This window comes from Mesorhizobium sp. ORM8.1, assembly GCF_053005525.2.
On sequence record NZ_JBRKPX020000002.1, the window covers coordinates 46,290 to 73,227 of the forward strand.

The following is a 26,938-nucleotide window of genomic DNA, read 5'->3' on the forward strand; positions in this document are numbered from 1 at the left end:
AATGTATTCAACCACGGCGCGGTGACATTGTTTAATTACTGCATGCTCTTCGTTCGACCTAGCGGGAGTGACCGCCGGCGCGACGAAAAAAATTGGACACGTCTTAAAACTTTTCATTTTATGCCGCCGGTCTCCCGACCCAATGTGCCAAAGCTACAAGAATAAGGAGTAGTGGCAGGGCGTTAGCACCTGTCGAACAGGGAGCCTCGGGAGGTTGCATTGGAAGACTATTTCCTTTTCAGGCAGGAAGTTTCGCGCAGGGCGGTGCTCGCGGGTGCAGCCGGCCTTGGGGTTCTAACCTTCGTGGGGCCGAAGACGTTGGCCGCGGACGGCCCGCAACAAGGAGGGTCCGTAAGACTTGTCGATCCGAACGGCTCCCAGAGCGACACTTTGGACCCGGCAACCTGGACGCATGAAGGCATAGGGGCCGGGTATGGCGGTTCTGTGTGCAACAATCTGACGGAAGTTATGCCCGATGGCGGCGTGACCGGCGACTTGGCGGACAAATTCGAAACAAGTGACGCCAAGACCTGGGTCTTTTATCTTCGTAAAAATATCAAGTTTCACAATGGCAAGCCACTGACCGTCAAGGACGTCGTTGCTTCCTTCGAGCATCACACCAAGAATAAAGCCACAGCGGCAAGCGCCATTAGTTCGCAGATCGACAATGTATCGGCAGATGGAAATGGCGCGGTCAAATTTGTTCTGAAAAGTGCAAATGCGGACTTGGCTTACCTGCTTGCGGCTTGGAATTTTCCGATCATGCCCGCGGACGACGACGGCACCCTGAACTGGGCCGCAGGCATCGGCACCGGACCGTTCACCCTGGAAAATTTCCAGGCCGGCCGTTCCCTGAAGTTGAAACGCAATCCTAGCTATCACAAGCCCGGCAAGCCCTATTTCGATGAGGTCGAATGGGTCTACATATCGGATGTCGTCTCTAGCACGAACGCCCTTACCACCGGCGAAGTGGATTGGGTCGCGCAGCCGGATCCGAAGACGATGGATCTCCTGAAGCGCAATACCGGACTTCAGATGATGAACATCCATGGGCCTCGGCATTTCAACTTCGCCATGAATACGCAATTGGCACCGTTCAATGATGTGAACGTCCGTCTCGCGCTGAAGCACGCCATAAACCGGGAAGAGATTGTCAAGAAACTCTATGGTGACACCGCGACCGTCGCTAACGACGATCCGCTTTCGCCTGTGCTTAAATTTTCCACGGATCCGTTGCCGCGCCATACCTACGACATCGAAAAAGCCAAGCAGTATCTGAAGGCCGCCGGGTTGACCGAACTGTCGATCGAACTTTCGACGGCCGACTCCGCTTATCCGAGCGCGGTCGAGGCGGCCGAACTTTTCCAGCAGCAGGCAGCGCCTGCGGGAATCAACATCAAGGTCATTCGCGAAGCCAGCGACGGCTATTGGTCGAATGTCTGGCTCAACAAGAAGAAAGGCTTCCTGGCCACCGACTGGACAGGCCGGGCGACTGCGGACTGGACCTTTTCGGTCGAACTCGCGAGCGACTCGGCGTGGAATGAAACGTTCTGGGAAAACAAGAGGTTCAATGAACTTCTCGTGGCGGCCCGGGGCGAGACCGACGATGCCAAGCGTGGACCCATCTATGCCGAGATGCAACAGATCGTGCATGACGACGGCGGACTTCTCACCTACGCCTTCGCCAACTACGTCCACGCTGCCTCGAAGAAAATCGGCTACGGCCAGATCGGCCCCCTCATCTACGATTGCTATCGGCTGGCGGAACGCTGGTGGATTGTGACCTGACACTTTCGCGGTTGAAATCAGGCCAGGGGCAAACCAGTCCCTGGTCTTTGCGCGTGTTCCTTCCGTCCCGCTGAGGTCAGGAAAGACCGGGCCTCAATGGACAGTAAGACCGTATGTCCTTCTCTGCCGGTGAGGTGGCTCGCCCTACACTGTGCGTTCGAGGGTTGCTCGGGCGAATCGAGCCGATCCTCACTACAGGAGAACGAGCCGTGGCGGATTTATGAAGGAACATTTGTCGGAATCGATGTTGCGAAGCTGAAGAACGCTATTGCAATTGCGGAAGCGGGCTTCTTCGGCGAGGTCGACGCGTCGGCTACCAGCATGCGGCGGTCATCGGCCGGATCGCCAGCCGCTTTGATCACATGCATTTCTGCTACGAAGCTGGGCCGACCGGGTACGGCCTTTATCGCCTGATCCACAGCCCGCTACCGCATGCTGAGTGCACGGGGCAAGAAGACACCGGTCGTCTGCACTGCGATCGCCCGTGAACTGGTCGGCTTCATGTGGGCAGTCGCAAGGGGAGGCGCCACCTGATCGCTCGCCTCAACGGCGCCATCTCGCGCAGGGGCGGAGGCAGCTTCCGCTTATGGAGCGACTTTGAAAGATTGCGATACTTTAGCTTGTCGTCGCGCGTGCAGCACCGGACGGTAAGACCGTATGTCCGCTTCTGCCGGTGAGGTGGCTCGTCCTCCTGTGATGAGGATCGGCTCGGACCGCCCGAGCAACCCTCGGACGCGCAGTGTAGGGCGAGCCACCTCACCGGCAGAAGCGGACATACGGTCTTACACCGGACGGCATGAAATGCCGTTCCGCCTTTGAAGGTTCTAGGACGCGTTGGCGCCCGCCCTGCGGATTTTGCTGCGATCACGAAGAATGACTTTTGATGCATTGAAACCCGGAACGCCGGTCACGCCGCCACCCGGATGGGTGGACGCCCCACACTGGTAGAGGCCCGCGATCGGCGACTGGTAATTCGCATAGTGGGGCGCGGGGCGCTTAAAGAATATCTGATCCGCAGTCAGCTCTATGTGATGGATGTGACCACGCGGCAAGTCGAAGCGCCGCTCCAAATCGAGAGGGGTGAGCGTCTCGCTGTGGACGATGCTATCGGAAAATCCAGGAGCGAATTCGTCGATCGATTTCAACGCCGCTGACGTCAATGCATCCCGCTGCTCGTCCCAATTGGTCCCGCGCAGCGTATAGGGTGCATGATTGCCGAAGATATTGATCACATACTTGCCTTCCGGTGCAAGTGTGGGATCGACTAGGCTAGGTACGCAGATTAGCATTGTCGGGTTTTGGGAGAAGTGATTGTCCTGAACGTCCGTGAATGCTTTGTGCATATACTTCATTGATGGCGCGATGCGGATTTGTGCCGGATAGGCAAAATCCGCTTTTGCGGCTTGGAAGGAAGGAAAATCGACGAGCCTGTCGACCGCAATGTTCATCTTGAAGGATGACGACTCGCTGCGCGCATTGCGGATGTCTCGTACGAATTCCGCTGGAAGCTCGGTTTCCGGGACTAACTTCGTAAAAGTCGTGAAAGCGCTGGCGTTCGCCACAACCGCATTGCAGCTGATCGTGTCCCCGTTGGCCAATTCGACACCCATAGCTCTTCCGTTCCTCGTGAGAATCCGTTTGACCTCCGAATCCAGCCTTATTTCTGCTCCAAGTTGCTTTGCCGACTGCGATAAGGCTTCGGAGATTGACCCCATGCCGCCTTTCATGAAACCCCAGGACCCGGCAGCCGTATCGCCGGCCCGTAGCATCGGCCGGATCAGGACAAAGGCGGTACCCGGCGAATGCGGCGACGTGAAGTGACCGCCAGCGCAACCGGCATAAAAGCCGATCACCGTCTTTATGTCGTCGCTGCTAAACCAGCGGCTTAAATAATCGAACGCACTGAGCGTCAGCAGATCGTAGACTTCGTAGAATTGATTGCCGATGTCCCTGAACCGCCAGGCGAACTTTGCCACGTCGATGGCGCCGGACATGCTTTTCGCCCCAGGGTCCGGCGGGATTTCCCAAAGTAAACGCTGCATGTAAGGACCGATCTTGCGCAAGTGGTCCCTATAGCGAAGGAACGCCTCGCCATCGCCGCCATGTATCTTGGCAAACTCCGCGGCCGTTTCTCTCTCGTCTTCTTTGAAAAAGACACTGCGGTTGCCTTCCAGAGGGTGGAACACGGGCGGCAAGGACAGCACCTCGAAACCATATTTCTGCAGTTCGAGATCCAGGATTATCTTGGGTTGCAGGAGGCTCATGACGTATGAGGCCGTAGACACCTTGTAGCCCGGCCATAATTTTTCGCTCGCCGCGGCTCCTCCCACGATACTGCGCCTCTCCAGAACACAGACACTCAGCCCGCCCTTCGCAAGATATGCCGCGCAAACCAGGCCATTGTGGCCCGCGCCAACGACGACCACATCATATTTCGTTCTCATCGGACGACCCCGCATCGAGATCCAGGCAAATCAGCCTGGCATTGCCGTTTGAATCGGTCACGATCTCTTCCTCTAGGCATGTGTTGGCCCTTCACCGCTTTTCTCGTTTCTGCCTGTAATCAAATTTCCGAGCCGTGAACCTTCCGCATCGGCTTGCGTTCCATTCAGAAGCAGCGGATATCGGACTGCAGCGTATTCATCGTCCCAGAAAATGTACTTGACTTAAAGTAGCGCAATCCAAAGAAAAAATCATATGCTAACATTTCTATCGCATATGAATTCTCCTCGCATCGATGATATGGAAGCAGAAACAGCAAAGTAATGTATACGCAAATGCATCCTTGGATCCAAGCCTCGTTGTGTTGCGTCTCGGCCAATGCTAAGCGGAAAATGACCTGACAGCCTATGGCCGTGAAGACTATCCGAACGACGTGCATGCCATGAAAATAATAGGACGCCGGAATTATCAGGCGCCCTATAATCCGATCGGTTAAAGTATAAAGCGAACGGGCTTAGATCACGCGCTTTCCAACCACCAGCGCTCCGCCATCCGGTAGTCGTCGCAATGGAGATGACCGCCAATCTTGTCATGGCCGATCGTCGTTGACGCCGCGTTCACATAGTCTGCGAAAGCAAGCGTGATCATTCCGCCGTCATCGGAGCTCAATTGCTGCGCTTCGGCATACATCGCGGCGCGTTTCGCTTCATCCTTCTCGGCACGAGCGCCAACCAGCAACTCGTTGAAGCGTGGGTTCTTCCAACGAGCCTCGTTCGTCGACGACTCGGCGGCCAATTCGACTGTCAAGGTCCAGTCGATGTTCGGCCTGCCGCCCCATTCGGCGGCGAAGAATGGGCGATGCATATAGACGCTCGACCAAAAGGCATCGTTTGGCTCGCGCACGACATTGATGTCAATTCCCGCTTCCGCCGCGCTTTCCTTGTACAGAAGCGCCGATTCCACACAACCAGGGAACGCTACATCGGCCACTGACAGGTTCACAGACAGCTTGTCATGGCCGGCGGCCTTCAGATATTCGCGCGCTTTCGCCGCATCGAAAGTGTGGCGCGGCTTTGGATCCGCCGCGAATTTCAAGAGCGGCGCCACCGGCGTATCATTGCCGGGCCTAGCATACTCGCCGTAAAGCTTTTTAACGATGCCCTCGCGATCGATCGCATATTTCATCGCGAGCCGGACATTGTTGTCGTCGAAAGGTGCCTGTGTGACGTCCATGAGGAAGATGTAATGACGTGGGCCGGGGATATTCTGAAGAGCCACGTTTGGATTCTTTTTCAGAAGATTAATCGTCTTTTGATCGACTTCGTACATCCACTGGATGTCGCCGGACATTAGCGCGTTCGTCCGCGCGCCGACGTCGGCGATCACTAGCCATTCTAGCTCATCGAAGTACGGCTTGCCCGGCTTATGATAGTTCGGATTCTTTTTCAGCTTGAGCGAGACGCCGGGGTCGAACTTCACGATCGAAAATGGACCCGTGCCGATTCCTTTTTGCCAGTCGAGAGATCCGTCCGGCGCTGCCGGCATGATGACGAGCATCCAGGCTGCCAGCATATAGGGATAGTCGCTGTTGGGACCTTTCAGCGTTATCTTGACGACATAATCACCGTCAGCCGACAAGTCGGCGATTTGATCGACGATCGGCTTGCCGTCGGTGGCGACGTCGGGGCCGATGTGGTGCTTCAACGACGCCACGACATCGTGCGACGTCAGTTTTCTTCCATCATGGAAGGTCACACCTTGCCTGATGTGGAATATCCAGTTTTTGTTGTCCTGTGATGCAAAGCTTTCGGCCAGATCGCCTACCACGGAGCCGTCCGGCAAGATTTCCGTCAGCGTGTTGCACACCGACCCGGCATAGGAAACGCCTTGGAAAACGTCGCGAATTTGACGCGGATCCAGCGAGTTTTCAGTCGAGCCTTCCGCCATAGCGAACCGGACGGAACCGCCCTGCTTGGGCGTAGAGGCTCGAGCTTTACTTAAGGGAAGGCCCAAGCCTCCCAGAATGCCGACTGATGCCATGCTACCCAGCAGCAGTCGACGCGACAATATAGGATGTTTTTTCATGCTCAGCTCCCCACTTGACAGTTATTGAAGCCCATAAAAACATGATTGATCAGCGTGTGGGTGACTTCAATCGAAAAGAATTCCGCGCCCTGCCGAAATTATAATGGATTTTCCTCTGCCTCGCCGCCGCCTTGATCGCGGGATCCGGCGCCGGTCCCGCAGGCAAAATTTGGTTTGTCATTTTTTTCCGGCCGCTAAAATTAATTCCAACCCTGGCGGCATGACACCCGCGTCGATCCGACGTAGGGATTCGGAATTGGGGTGAGCGATAAGCCGTATTGGAGGGACTTGCATGTCGAAAAGAGGAAGTGACGACCAGATCCTGGACGCTGTTGAAACGCACCGGGAGAAGCTTTTCGAAGCGGTAAGCGCCGCTGTCCGGGTGTCGAGCGTGTCGGGGCAGGAAGGAAATGCCGCTTCCTTCTTTTCCAATCGCCTGCAGCAGCTGGGTTTTGAAGTTCAGACCGACTGCGTCAGCCAATCTTTTGCCGGCAACAACATTTCTTTTGTCGAGGAGCGGGATCTGGCCAATCGGCCAAACGTCTATGCATGGCACAGGTCGCCTGGAAGCAACCAGGCGCCATTGGTGCTGAATGGCCACATCGACGTGGTTCCGACAGGTGACGCAGGCCTGTGGACACACGCGCCCTTCAGCGGCAACCGCAGCGAGGGCTATATATGGGGCAGAGGCAGCGCCGACATGAAGGGAGGCCTGCTTTGCGGCATTTTCGCAGTTCACGCTCTGAGGGAAGTCGGCATATCCCTCAATCGGGACATCCAGATCCAATGCGTGGTCGGCGAGGAAACGACAAGCATCGGCTCCCATTATGCACTTGCTACACAGCCTCGCCCATCCGCGGTCATCGTTTTGGAGCCGTCGGACAATTGCGTGATCTCGACCTGCGGCGGGTCTATGCATTTTGAGATAGAGGCCTATGGCCGAGCCGCGCACACTGCCGTGTCCTGGACCGGCCATAGCGCAATGGAGACATTGTGGGACATCTATTCCGGATTGAAGACATGGTCCGTGTCGCCACAGAACCCGGTCGTGCCGCCCCCGGACGTGGCATGGCCACGTCATGATCCTTTCGCGGTTGGGCGCTTCCAGGGCGGCGAGTGGCTGGCCACGTTGCCGGAATCGGCCCAGATGATCGGGCGGATCGGCGTGCACCCGTCCCAGACCATCGAACAACTGAAGGGTGCCTTCGAAAAGGCCTTTTCCGACATCAGCGCGCGTTCAGCGAATGCGAGCAGACCGGCAATGGTTCGATGGCTGGACCAGGGCACGCCGTCCTGGACGACTTCGCCGGCTGAAGATTTGGTTCGATCGTTGCTGGAAGCGAACTACCTGGCAGGAGGGACCGATCGTCCTCATGGCGCGACCTACGGTAGCGATGCAGCCGTTTTCGCATCGGCCGGCATTCCAACGGTGCTGTTCGGACCGGGAACCATTTCCGATGCTCATGTGGTCGACGAGAAAGTCTCTGAAGAAGCATTGATCAGCGCCACGCGCACGCTGGCGCTCGCCATCGCGAGGATCGCAAGCCGCGACGGCCGGTAAGGGATGCCACAGGATTGAAAAGCGCCGCGCGGTATCCACAACGCAAGGACGAATGACAGGTGACGGGCCATTTCGGTGTTCGCCATCCCGCCGGCTTACGGGCAGCAGGTTTATCAAGCGGACGTTTAATCGCGGGCCGGTGCAGGCGGAGGACGGCTGGCGCGTCCACCTTCCGGCATGCGTCAATAGCCCAGGGCACACCCGTCCTTGCGATGATCGGACCCGGCCTCCAGCACGCCGCGCTCGCGATTGATCCGAATGGCCTGCCCGCCGCCAATTGCGATTGGGCTCCTGCGAACCGGGTGGCCAAGGGCCGCCAATCCCGCGATCGTATCGTCATCGACTGGGGTTTCAACGTCGAGCCAACCCGCCTCCGGGAACAGTCGCGGAGCGTCTATCGCGGCCTGCGTATCCATGCCGAAATCGACCAGGTTCGAGACGAAAAAGGCATGGCCGGCGGCCTGATACTGCCCACCCATGACGCCAAAGGCGACTTCGCAGCGGTTATCGCTGTCCAAGAGCATTGCCGGTATCAATGTATGAAGCGGCCTTTTGCGGGGACCGATGCAATTGGGACTGTTGCGGTCCAGCGAAAAGCCCATGCCACGATTTTGCAGCGTTATTCCGAATTTTGGCGAGGTAAGCCCGGACCCGAAATGGCTAAACAGGCTATTGATGAACGAGACGCAATTCAGATCCCTGTCCACGACTGTAAGGTAAACGGTGTCGGACCCCTGTAGACGGACGTCTACTTCCGGTTCGGGTAGAGATTTTTCAAGAGAAATGGCGCTTCGCAACCCGTCCACGAAACGATCGTCAAGGAGCTCGGACACGCTGGCGCGTGCTGAACGAGGATCGCTCACATGCGCGTTGCGCACGGCATAGGCCAGCCGCACCGCTTCCGTGTAGATGTGATAGCGTTCGACGCTAGTGGAGCCCCCCTCTCGAAGGTTGAAGCCCTCCATCAGCTTTAGGATCAACAGCGCCACGATCCCCTGGCTGTTGGGGGGAAGTTCAGCCACGCGATGCCCGCGGTAATCGGCGGTGACGGCCTGTTCGTAAGACGACCGCTGGCGTTCCAGATCGGCCAGCGTGTGAAGGCCGCCGAATTTGCTCAGCGTGTTTACAATGTCATCTGCTATTGCGCCCTGGTAAAAGGCATCCCTGCCGCCGGCGGCGATGGCACGAAGGGCCTGTCCGAGTTTCGGCAGTGCGAACTTTTCGCCGGGCAAGGGCGCACGCCCGTTGGACAACAGCAACGCGGCGCTTTCTGCGTTGCCTGACAGTTTGCTGACCTCGTCCGCCCAATACGCACTCACGTGCGGGGTCACGGCGAACCCTTCTTCAGCCAAGCGGATCGCTGGCTGCAAAACGTAATCGAGCCCCAGCTTTCCATAGTCGGTCGAAAGCGTCGCCCACGCATCCACAGCGCCCGGGACAGTAACGCAGTGCGGGCTAAGCACCTCGAGCTTGCTGATGTTGCGCTCTTCAAAATAAGCAACATCCGCAGCGCCGGCCGAATAACCCGACCCGTTAAGGGCCACCACGGGCCCCTCCCCTTTCATCTGTAGCATCGCGAAACAGTCGCCCCCGATGCCTGTCGACATCGGCTCAACAACGCATTGCACCGCACATGCCGCTATTGCGGCGTCCACGGCATTCCCGCCTTGCTGCAAAATATCAATTGCAGCAAGCGAGGACAGCGGGTGCGACGAGGCGGCCGCACCGTTCATGCAATAAACAGGCGAGCGTCCGCCTAACTGAAGATCGCGCAAGTCTAGACTCGCCCGAATTTCGCGTGGGCTTGCTCGAGGACAGGCTTGAGAACGTTTATAACGTAGTCGACATCGTCCTTGGTCGTGATCAGCGGCGGCGAGAAAATCAGGGCGTCATTGGCGACCGCCCGGACAATGAGTCCGTTTTCCGCCGCTGTGAGCGAACTCCACGCCGCGACCTTCTTCTCCGGGTCGAACAATTGCTTGGTCTTCTTGTCAGCGACAAGTTGAATACCCCAAAGAAGACCCTTGCCTCGCACTTCCCCGACAATCGGTAGCGAAGCGATTTCCTCGTTGAAGCGTTTTGCGACATAGTCTCCCGTCGCTGCCGCCTTATCCACAATACCTTCGTCGCGATAAATGTTGAGCACTTCCAACGCGGCGGCCGCACAGACGGGATGACCGCCATATGTGTATCCGTGCGAAATGAAACCCTTCTGGCCGAGCGCGTCATTGACCGTGTTCGAGACCCGCTCGCCTATCAACAACGCGGAAATCGGAAGATAGGATGAAGACAGCATCTTGGCGCTGACCATCATGTCCGGCTGCAGGTTGAAGTGTTGGGTTCCCCACATTTTGCCGGTGCGGCCAAAGCCGTTGATCACTTCATCCACCACGAAAAGGATCTTGTATTTCTTCAAGACCTTTTGGACTTTCTCGAAGTAAGTTGCAGGCGGGGGAATGGCGCCGCCGCTGCCGATGATTGGCTCCGCGAAGAAAGCCGCGATTGTATCGGGGCCTTCCCGCAAGATAAGCTTCTCCAGGTTCTCGGCAAGCCTGTCGGAGTATTGCTCTTCGGTCTCGCCGGGCAGACCGAACCTGTAGTAATGCGGACAGTCGGCATGCAGGAAGCCGGGCAGCGGAAGTCCGTACTGAGCATGCTGATGCGGCGTATCGCTCAGGCTTGCCGTTATGATGCTGGTCCCGTGATAGCCTTGATGACGGCCGATGATCTTGCGGCGCGCCGGCTCGCCCTTGGTCATCCAATACAGCCACGCGATCTTGACGGCCGTGTCGTTGGCTTCCGATCCGGATGACTGCAACATGACGTGCTTCATGGGCACCGGCGCCACTTCGATAAGCCGCTCGGAAAGCTCCATCGCCGCATCGGTGCTCTTGTAGAAGAAGGTCTGATAGTACGGCAGCTGGTTCAACTGAGCCGTTATCGCATCGACAAGGCGCTTGTTGGCAAAGCCGAGTCCAACGCTATATAAGCCGGACATCCCTTCGAAATAACGCTTGCCCTTGCTGTCATAGACCCACGGGCCATCTCCGCGCGTGATGACGGTGAAGTCGGTTGGCTGCGCCGCTGCGAAGTTCGTGTAGGGGTGGGCAAGCTTAACAACATCCGCGCTGGCCATCGGCAGGTTCCTTTCTGTTTTCAAGGCGGCGTCGGTTGCCGACCATACGGCAGGTCCGAAAAGACCGTGTGAGATGTCCGCCCCGGCATGCCCGAACGTTATCTTCCGCAAGGTCTCATATACACCGTTGGCCGATTGCGCCACGTTCGCGAAGCAACTGGAAGTGAAAAAGATTTCAATGCGTTTTAAAATTTCTTGCAGTTGCCGCGATGGCTCCGCCGGAAGGTATGGGATAGGTTGCCGCACGGAGCGACCACGCTCTGGGCAAGTGTCATAACGGAACGAAGACCTTGATGGACAATACTATTCTTTTCGATGTTGCCGGGCGCGTTGCGACCATCACGATCAACCGCGAGCATCGGCGCAACGCGTTCGACATGGAAACGCTTGAATCGTTTTACGATGCCCTGCTCAAGGTCAGGCGCAGCGATGCATCCATCCTCGTCTTGTCCGGTAAGGGCATCAAGGCCTTTAGCGCCGGGCAGGATTTGAAGGCCAGCGCGTTGTATACCGACCGGCAATTGCAGGAATTTTCCCGGGTGATGCTCGGCGTCATGGAGACGCTTGACGAGTTGCCTTGTGCGACGATTGCGGCGATCGAGGGGTTTTGTCTTGGCGGCGGGCTGGAGCTTGCGCTTGGCTGCGACCTGCGCATTGCCAGCGAGGCGGCGCGGTTTGGTTTTCCGGAAGTCAGGCTGGGGGTACTGCCCAGCGGCGGCGGCACCGTGCGCGCGCCGCGCGCCATCGGCATGGCCCGGGCCCGCGAGATGCTGATCTTCGGCGAGCAGATCGATGCGCGCAAGGCTCTCGACTGGGGTCTGGTCAACCGCCTCGTTCCGGCCGAGACCGCGCTCCAGGCCGCGCTCGACTATGCCGCGACCTATGGCGACACGGTCAATCGGCAGACCGTCTCGATCCTCAAGGACATCCTCGTCTCCGGCCAGGGCGCCTCCACCCGCGTCGGACAGACGCTCGCATTCCTCGGGGATTGCGCCCTAATGGGGTCGAGCGAGTACAAGGCGGGCATGGCCAGCCTGAACAAACCCAAGAGCTGACCGGGCGGCGTGACAACCGATCCGCGCGTCGGGCCGCTGGTACAAATGATGCGTGGTGCCAAGGGCGGCGGGGTGCGTCCCAGGGCACTGGACAATGACGAAGCCCTGGAGACAGCCGATGATCAATCTGCGCCTGAAAGAACCGACCTTCGATTCCGTTTCCGTTGGCGAGACGCTTGGTCCTCGCCACGTCGTTGCCGACGAACGCTTCCTGCATCAAGGCATGTTTGCCCTGGATGACTATAGAAGCTGGTATACGCAGGAATTTCCTTCCCTGGGCCAACGGGTCGTTCCGTCAGCGATGATCTTGCGAGACCTCCATCTGTTGATTGGATTCTATTACGATCCGGCACGCATGATGGGGCTTCATCAGCGGGAGGTGGTTCGGTTTCACCGACCGGTTCCGGTCGGGACCAAGATGGTCTATGAGGGACGTTTCAGCGACAAATATGTGAGGCGGGGCAAAGGTTACGTCGTCTACGAGGCGGAAGCACGCGATGCTGTCTCCGGTCAGATGCTGGTGAGCCAGATATGCACCGAAATCATGCGCGTATCGGAAAATTACGACGGCGGCGCCGAGGCTGGCGGTGCGCCGGCGAGACGGGTTGCCGGCACGCTGCCGACGGAAACTCCGGCGGCGGATCGCGCGTACAAGGGAATGCCGGAGCTTGTCCCCATCAAGGGCCTCGGAAAGCGCGCCTATCAGGACCAGATGTCCGTCTTTTCAGGCTGCGACATGCAATGGGTGAACATTCACACAAGTGTCGACAGAGCTGTTGAAGGCGGATACCGCGACACGCTTCTCGCCGGGTTGATGCAAACCTGCTGGCTGAGCGAGATGGCTGCGAACTTCTTCGGCGAAAGCTGGTTGTACGGCGGAACGATCGAGCACGTTTATCTCAAGCCGGTTTATCACAATGAGAAAATCGCGTGCGAAGGTATGACGGTTCGTTCGCCGGACGACGAAAGGATCAAGCTGGAGGTATGGACCAAAAACGAGAATTCCGACCTGACCTCGGTCGGCTGGGCCAGTTGCCCTTGAAGGGTGGCAAGCGCCAAGTTAAGCCTCGCATGCAAAAACACCGCTTCCATTTCAAAAGCCGATGTAATCATCATGGAAACCGGATCGTCCTTTTCCACGCATTGTACGACTGTCACAGCGAGCTGCCGGCTGATTCGGCGAAAGTTGACAGACGGGGCCTGTAATTGACACTGGGGCGGCTTGCCGCTAACCTGATCATGGGAACGGTACGCGGGGACATACAAAAGCTAAATCTCGCCTGCGTGCTATTGAGTAGCAAAACATTCTTGTATGTGGGTCGGCCATGGCTAGGCGCCGTAGGATTCCTTCTCTCACCAGTTTGCGCAGCTTCGAAGCGGTCGCCCGCAATCAGAGCTTCACCAATGCAGCCGAAGAGTTGTGCGTCACTCAAGGTGCGGTAAGCCATCAGGTAAAATGGCTGGAAGAGCAACTTGGAATACAGTTGCTCGAGCGGGACTCACCAAAGATCAGCTTGACAAAATCAGGCGAAAAATTGCTTCGGGCCGCCTCTGAGGCATTCAACGGCATCGAGCAGGCCGCCGACGAAATCAGAGGTGACGCGGAAGGGGCCGGCGAGTCGCTCTACCTTCGTATCAGCTCCCAATTTTCCCAGTTTTGGCTTGCTCCTCGCATACGCGAATTTTTGAGAAGCAACCCGGACGGGCGTATTTATGTCGGCACGTCTTCGCCCGAGCTTATAGGATGGAGCGATCGTGACGTCATCAGCATCGAGCCGCGTGACGCCACCTGTACGGTCGACGGCGGCGAGATCGTTTTTCGCTCAGATCTGATGCCGCTCTGCTCGCCCTATCTGAGCGATGAGGAGTATTCGCGAGAAGACCCCAATAGGCTTCAAAAAGGTGTTCTGCTGTGCGAGCGAAGCCACGATTGGTGGTCCGACCTCAGCTTTATTTCCAATTTCGAATGTTTGCTCAGGGGCGGACGATTGTATTTCGAAGATCCTGGCATGACCGTTCACACGGCGGTCGGCGGTCAGGGCTGGCTCATGGGGTCGACGACAGTCCTTCGCTCCCTCTTGGAGTCGGGAAAACTGGTGGCGCCCTTTGATCCGCGGATGGCCGTGCCGCGCGCCTACTACCTCGATTACAGACCCAGCGCTTTGAAAAAGCCTTTGGCACGGAAATTCAGAACCTGGCTTCTTGACGAGTCGCAGGCCTACCGGCACTAGGGCAGGGTCGGCTGACAAGCCAACAACGTCCGTCGAGGAAATGTCGGCTCGCAAAGGTGCCGCGGAGACCGCGTGGTATCTTGGGTGCTGCCGTGATATGGCTGACATTGTCCGAGGATTCAGTCGGGACTCAATCAGTGGTTCTCAAGCTCGAAGAAGACGCCGCCTTCATGTCGGCCTCAGAGCTCAGCCGTCGTCTGGAAGCCGGTGAGCTGACCTCGCAGGCAATCGTCGAGGATCTTCTAACCCGGATACAAGCATCCGACGGGATTTTGAACTCATTCGTATCGGTCTGTCCCGATAGCGCTCTGGCCGCGGCAAGGGCGTCGGACAACAGGCGCGAGAACGCCGCCTTGAAGGGGCCGCTGGACGGCGTTCCTTTTGCCGCAAAAGACCTTTTCGACGTGAAAGGCATGGCGACGAAAGCCGGATCGAAGGCCGTTAAGGGGCAACCGGCAAATAAGACCGCGACGGTGGTCGGCCGTCTTGTGGCTCAAGGCATGGTTCTGCTTGGCAAGACCCATACCACTGAATTGGCGTTCAGCGGCTGGGGCACGAATCCGAGCGTTGGGACGCCTGTGAACCCGCACGATTTGACTTTGCACCGCGTTCCGGGTGGATCTTCAAGCGGATCCGCCGTCGCAGTCGCATCCGGCCTCGTTCCGGTGGCGCTTGGAACGGACACCGGCGGATCTGTCCGCAACCCGGCGGCTTTATGCGGCGTGATCGGACTGAAGACATCGGTCGGCCTCATAGGGCGTAACGGGACATTCTTGCTTGCTCCCACCTTCGACAGCATCGGTCCGATAACGAGGTCGGTCGAAGATGCTGCCCATCTCTTGGCTGTTCTGCAGGGCGAGGACGCCGGCGATCCGGCGACGTACGGGGCACCAATCGTCGACCCGCTTGGAGCCTTAGACGAAGGTGTTTCCGGGCTGACCTTTTGCGTCCCGCCAAGAGATGCTATGCTTGCCGCGGAGCCTGCGATCCTCGACCAGTTCTATGTTGCCGTCTCCGATCTCGCTGCGATCGGCGCAACCATAGAGGAACGTCAGCTGCCGCGCCCGTTGCAAGATTATATCACCGTGGCCGACGATATAAGTGGCGCGGAGATGTGGCATCGCTTCGGCGCCATGATCGAGGCCCCCGAAAGTCTCGTGGATCCAATAGTCGCGGCCCGGATTTCCCGTGCGAAGAATATTGATGTTTCGAGATACCTCCAATGCATCGAGATACGCCGATTATATCAGATCGAGTTCCACGACCACTTCCAGCACGCGCACGCTTTGCTGCTCCCCGGTTCGCCTATTACGGCAAGAGCCAGCCTTGGCGCGCACGAGGCTGACGCGCCGTTTGGCATTTTCGCCCGACTTGCGAACCTCATGGATTTCGCGGCGCTGAATCTGCCGATCGGACGCGAAAGCGGACTTCCCGTCTCACTGCAGGTCATTGTACGGCGCTATGCCGACCCAATGGCCCTTAGAATCGGCCGGGCTCTGGAAAGCCACCGGGGCGGCCTGTTTCATCCGCCAATGATCCAGCCCGCCGAAAAACACAGTCACGCATCGTCACGCGTAGATGAACATTGACGGCGTGGTCGGGCTGGTTCAGCCAGTGTGACGGTAGGTAGCATTCAATCGCCCGTGCTGATGTATCGGCGATATTGTCTATGCGATAATACACCGCACCTCGAATGCTGCATTGGATCAGAGTCCTTCGCGGCCCAGATAAATTCGGGAAGGTTCGTCGGCCTATAGGGGTCTACGCTGCTTTGTATCTGTTGCTAAATTCGGGTCGCTGACATAACAAGGCCGGTGGCTCTTGGTGGCGCCATTGACGACTGGTCAAAATGAAAGGACCTCGCTGATGCCGGATCAGCATTTGAAAATGATCGATAAGGCGCTGAACCTTCTCGATCTATTCGAAACCCCGGGACACCTGATATCCATCGGAGAGGCCGTCGAAGCGCTAAAAGTTCCGCGCAGTTCGCTTTACCGGCTCGTCGCCACCCTCGAATCCAGGCACCTGCTGCAAAGGGTCGATGAGGGGTTATATTCGCTTGGGCCATGGTTCAACAGCCGCATCCAGTACGATGTATTGAATCCGCTGCTCCGACTCCAGACATCGCCGATCCTTCAGAAGATTTCAGAACAGGCGGACGAGACGGCGTTGCTTGGCCTGCGGTCGGGCGTCAGCGTCATCTATGTTGACCGGTGCGAAACCGCCCATGCTTTGAAAGCGCTGTCGGATCTTGGCAAGCCGTTTCCGATTTATGCCGGATGCACGGGGCGATGCATTCTAGCATGTCTTCCGCAGGACGAAATTCTGAAAATCCTGGATCGTAAAAAACTTCGGAGAGTGACAAACAATACCATATCCGACCGAAATCAGCTTATGAAAGAGCTCTCCATGATTTCGAGGCGGGGCTATGGGGTCTCACATGGCGAGATCTACAGCGGTATCCATGGCGTTGCCATACCGATAAGGGATGCCGACGGCGCGCCTTTGGGTGCAATATCGATTGAGGCGCCGGGCGACCGTTTTCACGCCAAGAAAATTCCCCTGTTCGTTAACGTGTTGCGCTCGTTCGAGGCAGATTTCGCGCGGATCCTGAAACGCTCCAATCCCTAGGCGATCCCCACTCGGCATGGTCGCCCGCGCGGGCGCCTGGAGTCTTTCGTTGTTCATCAACCTGAAAAGGCCCTACGCGTGTCGCGATTAATTGGCCTCATATCCGGCAGCTTTGAAGAAGTTTCTGCATTCGGCCGGCTCGAACAGGTGGCAGATATCGCCGAGAGCTTGGCAGAGTGCGTCGAAGGTTCTGGCCGCCTTCTTTCGCAGCCGTGCCTTGAGTTTTGAATAGGCCATCTCGATCGGGTTGAGATCGGGCGAGTATGGCGGCAAGAACAGGAGCCAGGCGCCCCTTTGGCGAACCAGTTGTGCGGCGCGCTCGTTCTTGTGGAAGCCGACATTGTCGAGAATGACGATATCGCCGGGCGACAGTTCGGGAGCGAGCTGCGTTTCGACGTAGTGTTCGAAGATGGCGGCATTCATCGGCGCGTTGACGATCCATGGCGCGACAAGACCGTGGCATCGCAGCCCGGCGATAAAGGTCTGCGTCTGCCATTTGCCGAATGGTGCATGCGTCCTGAAGCGCTCGCCCTTCGGCGCCCAGCCTGTGCGTTTGGTCAGCTTGGTGTTGGTCGACGTCTCATCGATGAAGATCAACCGCGCCAAAGCCTTGTTGAAGAAGCGCTTTTGCCGCCCCATCCATAGTTCACGCGCCTGGCGCACGTCGGCCCGCTGTTGCTCGCTGGCCTGTAGAGTTTTTTTATGACTGAGCCCCAGGCGCTGGAGCAGGCGCCCGACATTGGAGCGGTGCACGTTCACCCCACGCTCCTCCAACTCGACGCAAAGCTCATCCAGCGTCAACTCGCCGGTCTCGGCCAACCGCAAGCGGACAAACTCCGCATACGGCTCAAGCTTTCCGCCGCCAATATGACCCTGCCGACGCGCTTCAAGCGAACCGGTCTGCCGGCGCAGGTTGATCAGATTGTTCACGAAGCGAGGCGAAACACGGAAATGGCGCGCAGCCTCGCGGTGGCCATGTCCCTCATCGACATACGCAGCAACACGCCTACGCAACTCAAGCGGTAGCGGCTTGCCCATCGCGGTCTCCTTTCAACCGCAATGAATCATGAACTCAAATCAAGGGGAATCCTGAATCCCTTAAATCGCGACGTGCTTTTAGCTCTTGTCGAGAGCCGACCTGATGTCGTCGTGCGACGAAAACTTCATGCGTGGGCGGTTGGCTGAACGGCCGTTCTCGATTTCGGCCTCGTTCAACTTCTTCCAGTCAGTCCATGTGAAAACGCGCAACTCGGGGTCACGACCCCGAAGCGCGTCGACGATATCGAGATCGAATGACCGATCATCGGCATTGACGGTCTGAAGAATCGCCGGGGCCAATTTCTGCGCGGCGATGCGTTGCGCCGGAATGACCGCCGGCAAGCGAGGAGCCGCCGCCCAACCGGTTGCGAAAACGTTTGGCAAGGGCTCGACGCGGCCCTCCACATTCGCGATGCATCGGACAGCCGAATCGAACGGCACGCCCTCAAGTGGTTCTATATCCTGCCCTATGGCGTGCACGATGAGATCGACCTTTATCGAGCCGCCATCGTCCAGGATCAGGTTTCCGCCTTCATAGGAAAGCGGACGGGTGCCGAAGCGCAAACAAAGCGGCTTGCGCGCGCTGGGCGCCTGCTGCGCGGCGGCCTGCAACAGATTCCACGCTTCGATATTGCCATCCGCGGGAGAAGGTTCCGACGGCTCGATGGCCACTTGGACCTGAAAGTCCGTCAATTCCAGAAGCTCTGAAAGCTCGGTCTTTGAAAAACGAGTGTGAAGGGGAGAGCCGCGGCCGATGATTTCAATTCTTTCGGTGTGCAACCGGGAATGCCACTGCAACACGTTTTCCGGAATGTCGGTTGTCGACAGCTGCTCTGTCGTCTTCCCGAAGAACCGGCCTATGTCCAGGCTGACATTGCCGTTACCCAGGATACAGATCGAGCGAATATCAGATGGCTCGACGAGTGGAGCCGTTGCGTCGGGATGACCGTTGTACCAGCGCGCCAGGTCGAAGGCGGTAACATTGTTCGCTTCGTCGAAACCTTTGCCTTTGAGGCGGCGGCCTTTGTTCATGCCCGTCGCCAAGATAAGGGCGTTGTAATGCTCGCAAAGTTCGGCGACTGATATATGCCTGCCGATTTCCACCCCCCAGGAACCGGACATTGGGCTTTTCCAAAGCCCTGCCAAGCACGTTTATTACATTTTTCGTGCCTTGATGGTCCGCTGCCACTCCATAACGCACGAGGCCGAATGGAATGGGCAAACGTTCGAAAATATCAATTCTCGATTGCGGCAGGCCGCGCGACAAAATATCGGCCAAATAGGAGCCGGACGGCCCGGACCCGACGATCGCTATCTGCTTCATCCCGCTTCCGCGCTCCAGCACTATTATTCGTTAGTTGAAGCCACCTAAGCGACAGCTTTTAACTGCTCCATCCATTTGTCCGCCCAAGCCTGCAAATCGGGTTGTTCTCCGGACGCATCGATGGTCATGGGATCCCCCGCCGAGGTGGCGCCAAGCTCCTGCAACAGGCGCTGCCAGTGCTTTCCGCCCCACGCGAACGTATCCTTGTAGCGCATATCCCCAAGGCTAATCACGCCGAAAACGATATGGCTGAGGTCGGGCCGCCCGGCCTTCAGTTCTTCGAACAGGGCTTTACCAGGGTCGGGAACCTCGCCGTCGCCATATGTACTGCTCACGATCAAAAGCCGATCGAACGAGCTGAAGTCCGACGCATTCACCTCGTCCATGAGTCGTATCTCGGACTGGCCATCGCCAAGATGGACCGAAATATCCTCTGCGACAATTTCGGCTGTGCCAGTCATGCTTGCAACAAGGATCGCGATCCCGGTCACCTTCGCTCTCCAGAAAACCAGGCCATGTGTTGTTCAATGTTTCCTTGCGGACCGCGCCTAGATCGCCAGGCGCAGTTCACTAACAGGTCGCGGTGCAGGGACCGCATTTGCTTCGAGACCTTAAGCCGTGGCTAAAGCCGGAGTGCTCTTGCTGGCGGCTTGGCGCTCGATTATCTGGTCGACGTAATATTGCAGGAAGTGCTGGATCGGCACTTCATGGACCGACATCGATCCCGGCACATACGTCGGCGACCGCATTGCGCGCTGCATCGATCCGACCATGCTCCGGTCTTCATCGAAAATGATTTTCAGGAAATCTTCCGTGATCCTGAACGACTCGTCGATGTCGGGCAGTTGGAAAAAATCTTCCGGGAACAGCGAATAGACGGTGAACCGGCAGCGCTTCGGACCTAGCGGCATGGCAACCAAAACGCGGTTGCTGTCGATGCGGCCAAATACGGAGAAGTTCGGCCACATATAGCCAGATACCGAGAACGCATCGTCCTTGTCTTCCAACCACGGCATCTTCGGGTAAAGCCGCTTGGCACCGGGCGCTGTCGGCGCGGCCTCGTAACTCATGGAGTTGCCGCCCCTGGGACGAAGCCGCCAATTGTCGTCGTTCCAGGTGAAATTTGAACCAAATGATTTCGCATGCAGAATATTGACGTGATAAAAATCCATCAAATTCTCATGGACAAACTTCCAGTTGCATTCCAGGTCGACAACGAACTTGCTGCCGATCTTGCAGCGGTCCATTTGCAGGATCCCGAACTCTTCCTCGAACGGCGCGATGAGATCGGACAACGGAGCCGTTTCGTTGCTGAGGCAAACGAGAATGTTGCCACGCCAAGTGTCGACCCGAACCGGCCGGAGGCGGCAGTTCGAGGCGTCGAAATCCTTCGACTTCTCCATGCCTGCGGCGCCTTTCAGCTTGCCCTGCAAGTCATAGACCCAACCATGGTAGGGGCAGAGGAAGGCACGGGTGTTGCCCACGCCTTCGGCAACCGCCACACCGCGATGGGCGCACATATTGTAGAAAGCGTTCAGGTCACCCTTACGGTCTCTGGTGACGATGATAGGCTCGCCGACAATTTCAACCGTGAGATAGTCGCCCGGCTTCGCGAGTTCCTCTACGCGGCCGACATGGATCCACTCCTTCTTGAAGATGAGCTCGATTTCAAGCTGGTAGATCTCGTCTGAACTGTAGATCTCTCCCGGAACGTGGCGGGACCTATCGATTGGACGCCGGACGCCCTCGTAACCGTGCGTGTGCGTCTCGGAAAGAATATGCTCATCCATGGGTGTCATTCTCCTTCAGCTGCACTGCTTCAATGCGGACTTAAACGCATCGATCGTCCGGTCGATGTCGTCGGGCGTGTGCGCCGTCGACATATAGAACTTCGATTCCGGCTTCAAAATGCCTTCCGCCCGCATGAGCTTGTTTATGCATTTCTGTAAAGCGGCATCGCCCTTTATGTAGGTGCGGTAATCCGATACGTCACCAGACGTATAGACGACGTCGAACAGCAACGGCTCACCGACAACCTGCGCGGGGAACGACGCCGACTCGATGATTTCCGACAGCGCCCCCATCAACCTTCTGCCGTTCTCGTACACCTGGTCGTAAGCGCCGGGCCGCTTGAGGATTTCAAGCGAGGCAAGACCTGCCGCGGAGGCCACAGGGCTTCCGGAAAGCGTTCCAATTTGCGTCACGAACCCTTCTTCGCCGACGGCGGACTTGTCGAAGTGGGCCATGATCTCCGTCCGGCCCGCCAACGCGCCAAGCGCGAAACCGCCGCCGATGATCTTGCCCAGCGTGCACAGATCCGGCACCACGCCGTAATATTCCTGCGCACCGCCATAGGCGAAACGAAATCCTGTCACCACCTCGTCGAAGATAAGCACGATGCCCAGTTCAGCAGTGACCTCCCGCAGTCCCTCCAGGAAGCCCGGCCGCGGCGGCAGCAAACGCTGGAACGGTTCAACGATGACGCAGGCCAAATCGTCGATGTTTTCCCGGATCAGGCTGGCTGCGGTATCGAGGTCGTTGAAAGGCGCGACGATGACCTCATCCTGAAGGACGCGGGGAATACCGGGCGAATCCGGCCGCGGCCTTGGGAAATTCACGAGCTGCTTCGGCGCCAGGCTCATGAGCGAGTAGTCGCTCATTCCATGGTAGCCGCCTTCGAACTTGAGGATCTTGTCCTTTTTGGTATAGGCCCGGGCGATCCGCAAGGCGTAGAGCACGGCCTCCGACCCGCTGGTCGTGAAGCGGACCTTCTCGGCACACGGGACAGCCTGCACGATCTCGTTGGCCAGGCGGATACCCGGCTCGTTATTGGCAAAAAAGTCGATCCCGACTCGACCTGCCGCTTCACTGCGGCGTCGACTTCCGGATGGCAATGGCCGAGGAACATCGGTCCGGAGCCGATGAGATAGTCGATGTATTCTCGACCTTCCGCGTCCCAAACATGTCCGCCGCGACCAGCCGTCAGGATGAGGTCGGAGGCCATGTTGCCAAACCCGCCTCCGGGAAGCACCTTGGCGGCAATGGCTTTCAGCTCGCTGTCAAGCTGCTGGCCCGGCCGCTCTAGCGTAAGATCTGACATATTCAAAAGTGCCTCCGGCCGCTTAGGGAGCTGAAACGGGAGTCAAAATGACCCTGCCGCACAACTATGTCAACAAATTTTGGGATATCAAATTACCATAAAATGGGATTTCGAAATGAAGAGCCGGTGAACTTTCGGGGTATCCCGCAGTCTCAAAGAATGGGACATGCCTTCACGCAAGGATCCAAACCCCGCGGATGCAGAAATAACGCGCGTGTGGCTTTTCCGACGCCATATATCTCTTCGCTTTCTTCGACGGGCCAGGTCCGTCATCCGCCATCGAATCCGACCGGTCAAAGCGCCGCGCGGCGTCCCCAAACCCAGTTCCCCACCGGTGTCCTTTGCGACAGATGGCCGGCCCACGATCACTGCGCCATGTCCAGGCGACGCATGACCTCGGAGGCGATCGGCAAAGCGCATGTCAGGCCCGGAGATTCGATGCCGAACAGATGCACCAGGCCGGGGAGCCCATGATCGGCCGGCCCATCGATGAGGAAATCCGCAGCTGGCTGGCCAGGGCCGGACAGTTTCGGCCTGATGCCGGCGTAGTCCGGCACCAGCGTCCTGGATTCAAGCCTCGGCCAGTACGTCCTGATTTGCTCGTAGAAGCTGTCGGCGCGCTTGGCGTCCACTTCGAAGTTTTCCGCGTCAATCCATTCGACATCCGGGCCGAAGCGCATGCCGCCGCCCAGATCAAGGGTTGCATGGATGCCGAGCCCACCATCGACCGGCGTTGGATAAATAAGATGTGAGAATGCGGCGCGGTTTGTGTATTTGAAATAATTGCCCTTGGCCAGCACAAGCGCAGGAACCCGATGGGCCGGATAACCCTCGCAAGCGGCGGCGATGGCTTGAGCGCCAAGCCCTGCCGAATTGATCACGACGTCAAAATCCAGTTCGACCGGCTCAACGCCACCGAAGGCGACCGTCCAGGCCTGGGAATTTCGTGTGATCCGTTCGACCGGTGTCAAAAAGACAATTGCTCCCCCGCACGATTCTATGTCGCCCTGGAATGTCAGCATCAGGGAATGACTATCGACGATACCGGTTTCCGGAGACAGCAACGCCCCTACGCATCGCAGTTCCGGCTCGAGTGCTTTGGCGTCCTGTTGTTCGATCAGCCGCAGATGCTCGACGCCATTACGCTGACCCTGGGCGAAAATCGCTTCAACGCGCGCCATCTCGGCCTCGTTCGCCGCGACGATAAGTTTGCCGCATTTACGGTGCGGAATGTTTCGCTCTGAACAGAACGCAAGCAACGCGCGATTGCCGGGCGGGCACATGGCCGCGCGAAGGGTGCCCGAAGTATAATACATACCCGCATGGATGACTTCGCTGTTGCGCGATGAAATGCCTTCGCCGATCCGTGGCCCTTGCTCGGCGACAATGACGTCATGTCCGGCGAGCGCGGCGGCACGTGCAATCGCCAATCCAACGACGCCCGCTCCAATCACCAATGTCTGCATCGATCAATCACTCGCACCAATCCGTATGGGTAAGTTTTGCCGTGTGTTGGTCTCACAGCATTCCACGCGCATCGCTTGGAAGGAGACCCAGCACCAGATGCGGTACGCCGCAAGCGGCGCACCGTCGGGACCATCGCTTCAATCCTAGGCGTCTCTTCGGCTATTGGATGCTGAATCCGCCATCGATCGCAATCGACTGGCCCGTCACATAAGAGGCGCCATCTGACAGCAGAAACGCGGCCACATTGGCGACCTCCTCCGGTTCCGCGACCCGCCCTATCGGCACTTTCGCCGCGAACGGATGGCTACGGCTTCCGTCGGGCGCGTCAACGAAATCGGGCTCCGTCATCGGCGTTCGCGTCGTCACAGGATTGATTGTGTTGACCCTTATGCCCTTGTTGGCCAGCTCGACTGCGGCCCCGCGCGAGAATGCGACCAGGCCGCCTTTGCTGGCGCTATAGATGGCCGATCCCGGATAAGAGACGTCGGCCAGGATGGAGCCGTTGAACACGACAGCGCCGCTCTTCCGCTCCAACATGGCGGGCAAAACCGCCTTCAGGCAAAAAAAGGCGCTTTTAAGATTGGTATTGATCAGCTTGTCCCAGGTTTCCTCGTCCTGTTCGATCAAGGGACGATGCAGCCTGCTCACGCCTGCGTTTGCAAAAAGACCGTCGATCCGGCCGAAATGCCGGAGGAAGCGGTCGCTCATCTGGCGCACGCTTTCCCAATCCGTCACATCGGCAGCCTCGAAAAATGCCTCACGGCCGGTCTTCTTAATGTCTTGGGCGACACGCTCTCCTTCATCCCTGTTGCGCCCCGTGACGGCGACCGAAGCGCCCAGGGAAGCGAACAACTGCGCTGAAACTCGCCCAATTCCCGACGTTCCACCGGTAACGACGATGACCTTTCCCTCGAGCATGCCTGCCATCTTTACGCGCTGACTTGCCATTTATGCCTTCACCATCGGGCAACCGACCGTTTTGGGATCGGGAAATGCTACGTCGGCAGGGATCTTGGTGACGACTTTCAAGAAATCCCATGGACCTTTCGATTCCTCGAGCGTCTTAGCCTGCATGATGTATGGCTCGAAGACCATCTTGTTGGCCTCGTTGATCTGTCCGTGATCCGTGAAAAGATCTTTCACCGGCATAGCCTTCATCGCTTCGACCACTGTCTTCACCTCGGTCGAATTCGTCTTTTGCACGGCTTTCAGGTAATGAGTGACTGCGGAATAATTCGCTGCTTGGAAGTCCGTCGGCGCGCGATTGCGAACAGCCATGAAGCGTTTGGCGAAGGCGCGCGTGTCGTCGTTTAAGTCCCAGTACCAGCTTTGCACCGTTTGCAAACCTTGTGCTGCCGGCAAACCAAGGGCGTTGATGTCAACGATCGAAACTACCGGCGAGACCACCGTCTGCTTTTGGTTCATTCCAAATTCCGCCGCCTGCTTCAACACGGTAACGACCGGGAACATCGCAACGAAGACGACATCGGCGCCGGACGCCATCGCCGTCGCGATAAATGACGAATAGTCGCTCGAATCGGTCGGCAGGCGCACCGATCCCAACACCTGCCCTTTTTCGCGTTCGATGACTTTCGTCGCGTCGGCTTCGATCGCGTGCCCGTAGGCGTAGTCCGCGACGATGAGAAAGAACGTCTTCCTGCCGGACCTGACCAGAGGCGTCAGCATGCCGTTCGACTGGGTATAGGTCGTAAGATCCCATTGGATGCCGTTCGGCGAACAGGACGCGCCGGTCAGCGCGCCTGTAGACGTTCCCACATGCACGATAAGCTTGTCGAATTGCTCAGCGACTGATTTCAATGCCAGCGAAGCCGCCGAATTGGCGATGCCGAAGATCGCATCCACCCCAGAACCGTACCATTCGCGCGCGGCGCCAACGGCAATATCGGCCTTGTCCTGGTGATCGGCGACGAGCAACTCGATCGGGCGGCCGTTCACCTGTTTGCCAAAATCCTCTATCGCGAACTTAACGGTTTCGACCGACCCGATGCCGCCATAATCGGCGGAAAATCCGTTTTGACCGTTGATGATCCCGATGCGGATCGGTTTCGATTGAGCAAATGCCGGGGCGCCGAAGGCGGTCAACGACGCCAGGGACCCAGTTGCCTGCAACAATTTTCGCCGACTGATCATCCAAGCCTCCCACCTCACGATAGATTGAATCGGTATGGCCGCTGTTGCGTGCCGTGATTATCATCCGTCAAAAGATGATCTTTGACCATCCCATTTTTTCGCGCATATCGTCCTAATAAATGAGATTGTCAGCGTGATTTGAAGCCAGTATATTGCCGGTGATTAAATCGACGGCGTGTGGCCGATCGCCGACAAAGGGAGTTCCACGTGCAGTTTAATCCTCATGGCGGTAACCAACGGGTCGGTCTTATCGTCCCTGCCTTAAACGACCTCATCGAGCCCGAATGCGTGTGGATGGCGCCCCAGGGCATTTCGTTCCACTCCACCCGCGTTTACATGAAGGAGACGACCGCCGACGATTTGAGGGGGATGAATTCCGAATTAAAAAACGCCGCCCGTCTGCTTGCCTCCGTTAAGCCGCATGTCGCCGCCTATGCCTGCACGGCTGCGTCCTTCCTCGACGGCCAGGACGCCCTGGCGCGGCTGGAGGAAGTAATTCGTGAGGAACTCGATTGCCCCGTCGTCATTACGTCGGCTGCGATGGTCGATGCGCTCCGCTCGCTTGGCGTAAAGCGCGTGGCGTTGGCGACGCCCTACCCGGCGGACGTGACGGAGGCGGAGGGACGTTTTTTCACCCAAGCCGGCTTCGCCGTCGTTTCAAGCACTTGCCTTGGCTATTCGGGATACAGGATCGTGGAAGTGCGGCATCCGGAAATCATGGAACTTGCGCGCCGCGCCGATCATCCCGATGCCGAGGCGATCTTCATAAGTTGCACGGGATTGCGCGCGCTGGAGACTGTCGGCGATCTGGAGAAGGAGCTGGGAAAGCCTGTGCTCACCAGCAACCAGGTTACCTTTTGGGGCATCATGAAGGCCCTTGGCCAACGCGTCAGCCTCTCCGGCTTTGGAACACTCTTGTCCTGAAGCTA

General features: G+C 57.8%; 20 protein-coding genes and 2 pseudogenes. 9 read left to right on the forward strand and 13 right to left on the reverse strand.

What is annotated here, in order from left to right:
• Positions 1 to 219 precede the first annotated feature (219 nt).
• Positions 220 to 1,788, forward strand: coding sequence for an ABC transporter substrate-binding protein (locus tag ACVDG8_RS37100; RefSeq protein ID WP_447250591.1), 1,569 nt, complete (start codon positions 220 to 222; stop codon positions 1,786 to 1,788).
• Positions 1,789 to 2,004: 216 nt separating this feature from the next.
• Positions 2,005 to 2,204: pseudogene (locus tag ACVDG8_RS37105) on the forward strand (IS110 family transposase); the annotation flags it as partial.
• Between the two features lie 408 nt (positions 2,205 to 2,612).
• On the opposite strand, the gene ACVDG8_RS37110 reads toward ACVDG8_RS37105, so the two are convergent.
• Positions 2,613 to 4,232 (reverse strand): phytoene desaturase family protein, encoded by a 1,620-nt coding sequence (locus tag ACVDG8_RS37110; protein ID WP_447250592.1) that lies wholly within the window; start codon positions 4,230 to 4,232, stop codon positions 2,613 to 2,615.
• A gap of 517 nt (positions 4,233 to 4,749) precedes the next feature.
• A complete protein-coding gene (locus tag ACVDG8_RS37115; protein ID WP_447250593.1) occupies positions 4,750 to 6,315 on the reverse strand; it encodes an ABC transporter substrate-binding protein in 1,566 nt (521 codons plus the stop codon).
• Between the two features lie 391 nt (positions 6,316 to 6,706).
• On the opposite strand from ACVDG8_RS37115, the gene ACVDG8_RS37120 reads away from it, so the two are divergent.
• Positions 6,707 to 7,876 (forward strand): M20 family metallopeptidase, encoded by a 1,170-nt coding sequence (locus ACVDG8_RS37120; RefSeq protein WP_455707906.1) that lies wholly within the window; start codon positions 6,707 to 6,709, stop codon positions 7,874 to 7,876.
• 182 nt (positions 7,877 to 8,058) lie between these two features.
• Here ACVDG8_RS37120 and ggt read toward each other — a convergent pair whose 3' ends face one another.
• A complete protein-coding gene (gene ggt / locus ACVDG8_RS37125) occupies positions 8,059 to 9,651 on the reverse strand; it encodes a gamma-glutamyltransferase (protein WP_447250594.1) in 1,593 nt (530 codons plus the stop codon).
• 2 nt (positions 9,652 to 9,653) lie between these two features.
• Positions 9,654 to 11,012: an aminotransferase gene (locus ACVDG8_RS37130; RefSeq protein WP_447250595.1), complete on the reverse strand. Its 1,359-nt coding sequence runs from the start codon at positions 11,010 to 11,012 to the stop codon at positions 9,654 to 9,656.
• Positions 11,013 to 11,305: 293 nt separating this feature from the next.
• On the opposite strand from ACVDG8_RS37130, the gene ACVDG8_RS37135 reads away from it, so the two are divergent.
• From ACVDG8_RS37135 to ACVDG8_RS37155, 5 genes are all read left to right on the forward strand, one after another.
• Positions 11,306 to 12,067, forward strand: a complete 762-nt coding sequence (locus ACVDG8_RS37135; RefSeq protein WP_447250596.1) for an enoyl-CoA hydratase/isomerase family protein — start codon at positions 11,306 to 11,308, stop codon at positions 12,065 to 12,067.
• 118 nt (positions 12,068 to 12,185) lie between these two features.
• Positions 12,186 to 13,109: a hypothetical protein gene (locus ACVDG8_RS37140; protein ID WP_447250597.1), complete on the forward strand. Its 924-nt coding sequence runs from the start codon at positions 12,186 to 12,188 to the stop codon at positions 13,107 to 13,109.
• A gap of 283 nt (positions 13,110 to 13,392) precedes the next feature.
• On the forward strand, positions 13,393 to 14,298 hold the full coding sequence (locus ACVDG8_RS37145; protein ID WP_447250598.1) for a LysR family transcriptional regulator: 906 nt from the start codon (positions 13,393 to 13,395) through the stop codon (positions 14,296 to 14,298).
• A gap of 137 nt (positions 14,299 to 14,435) precedes the next feature.
• Positions 14,436 to 15,887 (forward strand): amidase, encoded by a 1,452-nt coding sequence (locus tag ACVDG8_RS37150; RefSeq protein WP_447250599.1) that lies wholly within the window; start codon positions 14,436 to 14,438, stop codon positions 15,885 to 15,887.
• 277 nt (positions 15,888 to 16,164) lie between these two features.
• Entirely contained in the window at positions 16,165 to 16,929 is a 765-nt protein-coding gene (locus tag ACVDG8_RS37155) for an IclR family transcriptional regulator (RefSeq protein WP_447250600.1), read from the forward strand.
• A gap of 87 nt (positions 16,930 to 17,016) precedes the next feature.
• Here ACVDG8_RS37155 and ACVDG8_RS37160 read toward each other — a convergent pair whose 3' ends face one another.
• The 9 genes and pseudogenes from ACVDG8_RS37160 to ACVDG8_RS37200 form a co-directional block, all read right to left on the reverse strand.
• Positions 17,017 to 17,967, reverse strand: a complete 951-nt coding sequence (locus tag ACVDG8_RS37160; RefSeq protein ID WP_447250601.1) for an IS630 family transposase — start codon at positions 17,965 to 17,967, stop codon at positions 17,017 to 17,019.
• A gap of 78 nt (positions 17,968 to 18,045) precedes the next feature.
• Complete coding sequence (locus ACVDG8_RS37165; RefSeq protein ID WP_455707907.1) at positions 18,046 to 19,089, reverse strand: hypothetical protein; 1,044 nt, start codon at positions 19,087 to 19,089, stop codon at positions 18,046 to 18,048.
• Between the two features lie 246 nt (positions 19,090 to 19,335).
• Positions 19,336 to 19,782 carry a flavodoxin domain-containing protein gene (locus ACVDG8_RS37170; RefSeq protein WP_447250604.1) on the reverse strand — a complete coding sequence of 149 codons (447 nt, stop codon included), beginning with the start codon at positions 19,780 to 19,782 and terminating at the stop codon, positions 19,336 to 19,338.
• 120 nt (positions 19,783 to 19,902) lie between these two features.
• The gene (locus tag ACVDG8_RS37175) at positions 19,903 to 21,081 is read right to left on the reverse strand and encodes an aromatic ring-hydroxylating oxygenase subunit alpha (RefSeq protein WP_455707908.1); all 1,179 of its coding nucleotides are present in this window, start codon (positions 21,079 to 21,081) and stop codon (positions 19,903 to 19,905) included.
• Between the two features lie 15 nt (positions 21,082 to 21,096).
• Positions 21,097 to 22,185, reverse strand: coding sequence for an aspartate aminotransferase family protein (locus ACVDG8_RS37180; RefSeq protein ID WP_447250606.1), 1,089 nt, complete (start codon positions 22,183 to 22,185; stop codon positions 21,097 to 21,099).
• Positions 22,186 to 22,193: 8 nt separating this feature from the next.
• Positions 22,194 to 22,391 (reverse strand): annotated as a pseudogene (locus ACVDG8_RS37185) (hypothetical protein); the annotation flags it as partial.
• 365 nt (positions 22,392 to 22,756) lie between these two features.
• Complete coding sequence (locus tag ACVDG8_RS37190) at positions 22,757 to 23,857, reverse strand: NAD(P)/FAD-dependent oxidoreductase (RefSeq protein WP_455707909.1); 1,101 nt, start codon at positions 23,855 to 23,857, stop codon at positions 22,757 to 22,759.
• A gap of 160 nt (positions 23,858 to 24,017) precedes the next feature.
• Positions 24,018 to 24,806 carry an SDR family NAD(P)-dependent oxidoreductase gene (locus ACVDG8_RS37195; RefSeq protein ID WP_447250607.1) on the reverse strand — a complete coding sequence of 263 codons (789 nt, stop codon included), beginning with the start codon at positions 24,804 to 24,806 and terminating at the stop codon, positions 24,018 to 24,020.
• On the reverse strand, positions 24,807 to 26,009 hold the full coding sequence (locus ACVDG8_RS37200; RefSeq protein WP_447250608.1) for an ABC transporter substrate-binding protein: 1,203 nt from the start codon (positions 26,007 to 26,009) through the stop codon (positions 24,807 to 24,809).
• A gap of 177 nt (positions 26,010 to 26,186) precedes the next feature.
• Between ACVDG8_RS37200 and ACVDG8_RS37205 the strand changes: the two genes are divergently transcribed.
• The gene (locus ACVDG8_RS37205) at positions 26,187 to 26,933 is read left to right on the forward strand and encodes a maleate cis-trans isomerase family protein (protein WP_447250609.1); all 747 of its coding nucleotides are present in this window, start codon (positions 26,187 to 26,189) and stop codon (positions 26,931 to 26,933) included.
• The last annotated feature ends 5 nt before the right edge of the window (positions 26,934 to 26,938 follow it).